A 3,725-nucleotide genomic window follows, 5' to 3' on the forward strand; every position below is an offset into this window, starting at 1 on the left:
TCGTGGCGAGCTCGGCCTCGGAGATCTCGCCGTCGGTGACGAACACGGCGATCGCGGGGATCGCGTCGCTGTCGTTGAACTCGCCGAGGAGCTGCTGCACCTGGGTGGCATCCGCGGATTCGGGGAGGTAGCTCGTCTGATCGTTCGACGACACCTCGTCGACCTTGCCGAACAGCGGGCCACCGAGGCCCGCTCCGACGAGCCAGACCAGGATCAGTGCGACGGGGATGAGGACACGCACCCAGGAGTGTCGACGTGAACGCTCACGGGTCGGCGGGGTGGGCGCGTGCTCAGGGCTGGACATCGGGTTCCTCTCGGGGGAAGGGCAGATCGGGTCGACGCGGGTGCTCAGGAGACCCAGGCGAGGATGAGGATCATCGTCGCGAGGAATCCGGCGAAGTAGTTCAAGGCGATGAAGCGCCGCCAGGCGCGGTTGGTTCCTGCGGACGTCTCATCGGTGACGTTCCACCAGGGTGCGGCGTTCACGATGTACGGGAGCGCGAGGGCTGCGCCCAAGGGAGCGGGCCACGACGTGAAGAGCATCGCGATGCCGGCCAGGGTCCAGAGCGCGATCGACAGCCGCACGGTCGCGCGTGCTCCGATCACGGTGGCGATCGAGCCGATTCCCCCCTCGCGGTCGGGTGCGATGTCCTGCACCGCGCCGAAGGCATGGGCGGCCATGCCCCACAGGAAGAATGCGACGAGGACGATGACGGCGGTGGGCGTGACCGCGCCTTCCGCCAGCGTGAGACCGACGATCGCCGGGGTCACGAAGTGCAGACTCGAGGTCGTCGAGTCGAGGAACGGGCGCTCCTTGAACCGCAGACCCGGGGCCGAATAGGCGATGACGGCGAAGACGCTGACGGCGAGCCAGATCCACGACACGGGGTTTCCGACCGCTACGAGGTAGACGAGGAAGGGCACGTTGGTCACCACCGCGGCCCACAGCGTGGCGCGATGGATGCGGGGTGAGAGCAGCGCCCCCTCGATGCCGCCCTTGCGCGGATTCGCGAGATCGGAGGCGTAGTCGAACACGTCGTTGATGCCGTACATCGCGAGGTTGTACGGCACGAGGAAGTACAGCGTGCCGATGATCAGGGTGAGATCGATCTCTCGCGTGCTGAGGAGATACGCGGCGGCGAACGGGAAGGCGGTGTTGATCCAGCTGATCGGCCGCGACGACAGGGTGATCTGCGCGATGTCGCGACCGACAGATCCGCGGGTGGGGGCGGTCATGCGAGCTCTCCATCCGCTGATCGGGCGTCGGAGCGCGCGCGGCGACGGGCGCGGAGCGCCGCCCACAGCGCGGGCAGCAGCACCGCACCTGCGAGCGGGTAGGCGAAGTCCTCGAGGGGCGCGAGCCCGATATGCACGCCGAGCAGGTGATCGGGCGAGTAGTGGAACAGCCCGGTGGCGATCATCACCGAGTCGAAGACCGCGGTGAGGGTGAGCAGCACCGCGACGGTCACCGCCATCGCGCCCAGGTGCGCACGGCGTCGACCTGAGACGATCGAGAGTGCGATCGCTGCCACCACTGCGGCGCCGACGAACCACGCAGAGAGCTCGACGTAGGTCACGGTCGAACCCCCTCGGCCGAGCGTCGGCGACGCCTGGTCAGGATCCGCGCGGCTCCCGTGTAGGCCACCATCGTGCACACCACCAGGAAGAGCAGGAACACCGGCTCTTCGATCGGGAGTTCAGGGGCGAGGACGATGCCGGTCGCGACGGCGGCCTCGCCGCGGAAGAAGATGCCGCCGGCGATGCCCGCGATGTCCCACGCGAGGAAGAACGCGAGACCGACGACGGTGACGATGGCAGCGGTCATCGCATCACGCCAGAAGAAGAGCCGGTAGCGCCAGTCGAGCAGCAGCATGCATCCGAGGAAGACGAGCAGCAGGGTCAGGTAGAGGAACCCCATCACGCGGTCCCCTTCGTCGACGGGGCGTCGGCGGAGACCTCGAGAGGCCCACTCGAGTGATCACCGCGGATGCGCTTCAGCACGATCTCCGCACTGATGAGGCACATCGGCACGCCGACCCCCGGTGCGGTCGTGGCACCGGCGTAGTACAGACCCGAGACACGTCGGGATTCGTTCTGAGCCCGGAACATCGCGCTCTGCGACAGGATGTGGGCCGGCCCCAGCATGCCTCCACGCCAGGAGTTGTAGTCCTCGAGGAAGTCGGCCGGTCCCTTGGTCTCACGCACCACGATGCGTTCGCGAAGGTCGTCGATGCCTGCCCAGCTCGCGATCTGATCGATCGCGGTATCCGCCGCCTGCTCGATCGCCGCGGAACCGCCGCCCTCTGACCCGCCGCCGCCGAGCGCGGTGTCGGCGGGGATCGGCACGAGCACGAAGAGGTTCTCATGCCCCTCGGGCGCGACCGTCTCGTCGGTCGCGCTCGGTCGGCCGACGTAGGTCGACGCGGGCGAGGGGATCGCGGGCGCATCNNTCGAAGTTGGCATCCCAGTCGTCGGTGAAGAACAGGGAGTGGTGGGGCAGTTGCGGGAGAGCCCCGCGGACGCCGAGCATGACGAGCACTGCACCCGGGCCGCTCGTGCGCTTCTGCCACCAGGAATCGGGATAGGTGCGAAGGTCGGCGGGCAGAAGCGCGGTCTCGGTGTGGTGCAGGTCGGCCCCGGAGACGACGATGTCGGCCTCGGCGGTGTGCGAGACGCCGTCGGAGTCCCGCCACTGGATGCCCGTCGCCGTGGCTTTGCCGTGCGCGGTGCTCGTGCGTATCGAGGTCACCTCGGCATCCGTCACGATCCGCACTCCGGCACTCTCGGCGAGGTCGGCGATCCGCTCGACGACCCGCCAGAACCCGCCCTGCGGGTAGCTCACGCCCTCGTCCAGATCGAGGGCGCTCATGAGGTGGTACATCGCGGGAGCGGTGCGGGGATCGGTGCCGAGGAAGACCGCCGGGTACCCGAGCAGCTGACGGATCATCGGATCGCGGAAGCGGCGCGCGGCGAAGGACTGCAGGCGCGTGCCCAGCAGCGTGAACAGACGCGGAAGTGCCCGAAGCACCTCGGGGGTCATCAGCGTCCGGAGTCGGGTGAACGGGTTGTAGAGGAAGTACCGCTCGGCCATGACCCGCGCATCGTGCGCCGAATCGAGATAGGCATCCAGCGCGTCGGCGGCGCCGGGCTCTCGAGACTCGAACAGCCGCGCGACCTCGGCACGCCCGGTGGGAACCGTGACGGCGGGCGACGGGCGTCCGTCCGGCGCGGGAGCCCGGAACACGCGGTATCCGGGGTCGAGGAGCGTGAGGTCCAGCTGATCCCGGGTCGAGGTGCCCATCATCGCGAAGAAGTGGTCGAACACCTCGGGCATGAGGTACCACGACGGCCCGGAATCGAAACGGAAGCCGTCGCGCTCGATGGTGCCGGCCCGGCCGCCGATCCTGCTGTTCTTCTCGTAGATCGTCACATCGTGACCGTCCCTCGCGAGCAGTCCGGCCACGGCGAGGCCGGCCACTCCGGCGCCGACCACCACGACGCGGCCCATCGGCCGCGCCCCAGCGACGCGACCAGCACCGATCGCCCGGCGAGCAGCGCCTTGACAGGATCGGGCACGCGCACCCTGCGTTCGTACAGTGTCGCCGCCGGGGTCTTCGCGACCCGGCGCGTGAGCGCCCCGAACAGCGCATGCGCGCTGCGCACGGCGGCACGAGCATCCTTGGGCAGCAGAGGGATCGAGCGAGCCGCGTCGTCGAGCTGCGCGG

At 69.0% G+C, this 3,725-nt stretch carries 3 protein-coding genes and 3 pseudogenes; all 6 read right to left on the reverse strand.

Annotation, left to right across the window (positions count from 1 at the left end; all coding sequences use genetic code 11):
• Window positions 1-304 (reverse strand): annotated as a pseudogene (locus J7E68_RS14075) (MMPL family transporter); the annotation flags it as partial.
• A gap of 44 nt (window positions 305-348) precedes the next feature.
• A complete protein-coding gene (locus tag J7E68_RS14080; protein ID WP_215173573.1) occupies window positions 349-1,236 on the reverse strand; it encodes a prenyltransferase in 888 nt (295 codons plus the stop codon).
• Window positions 1,233-1,577, reverse strand: coding sequence for a lycopene cyclase domain-containing protein (locus tag J7E68_RS14085; RefSeq protein WP_215173575.1), 345 nt, complete (start codon window positions 1,575-1,577; stop codon window positions 1,233-1,235). The genes J7E68_RS14080 and J7E68_RS14085 overlap by 4 nt, the downstream gene beginning before the upstream one ends.
• Window positions 1,574-1,918: a lycopene cyclase domain-containing protein gene (locus J7E68_RS14090; protein ID WP_251048995.1), complete on the reverse strand. Its 345-nt coding sequence runs from the start codon at window positions 1,916-1,918 to the stop codon at window positions 1,574-1,576. Before J7E68_RS14090 ends, J7E68_RS14085 begins: the two co-directional genes overlap by 4 nt.
• Window positions 1,918-3,508: pseudogene (gene crtI / locus J7E68_RS14095) on the reverse strand (phytoene desaturase family protein). The gene J7E68_RS14090 and the pseudogene crtI overlap by 1 nt, the downstream one beginning before the upstream one ends.
• A pseudogene (locus J7E68_RS14100) lies at window positions 3,427-3,725 on the reverse strand (hypothetical protein); the annotation flags it as partial. The pseudogenes crtI and J7E68_RS14100, both read right to left, overlap by 82 nt.

Origin of the sequence: Microbacterium sp. ISL-103, from assembly GCF_018613995.1 — a bacterium.
Taxonomy (GTDB): Bacteria; Actinomycetota; Actinomycetes; order Actinomycetales; family Microbacteriaceae; genus Microbacterium.

Excerpts from the sequence above, each read along its gene's own strand:
- J7E68_RS14080 (WP_215173573.1), bottom strand. The coding sequence starts at position 1,236 with ATGACCGCCCCCACCCGCGGATCTGTCGGTCGCGACATCGCGCAGATC.
- J7E68_RS14090 (WP_251048995.1), bottom strand. The coding sequence starts at position 1,918 with ATGGGGTTCCTCTACCTGACCCTGCTGCTCGTCTTCCTCGGATGCATG.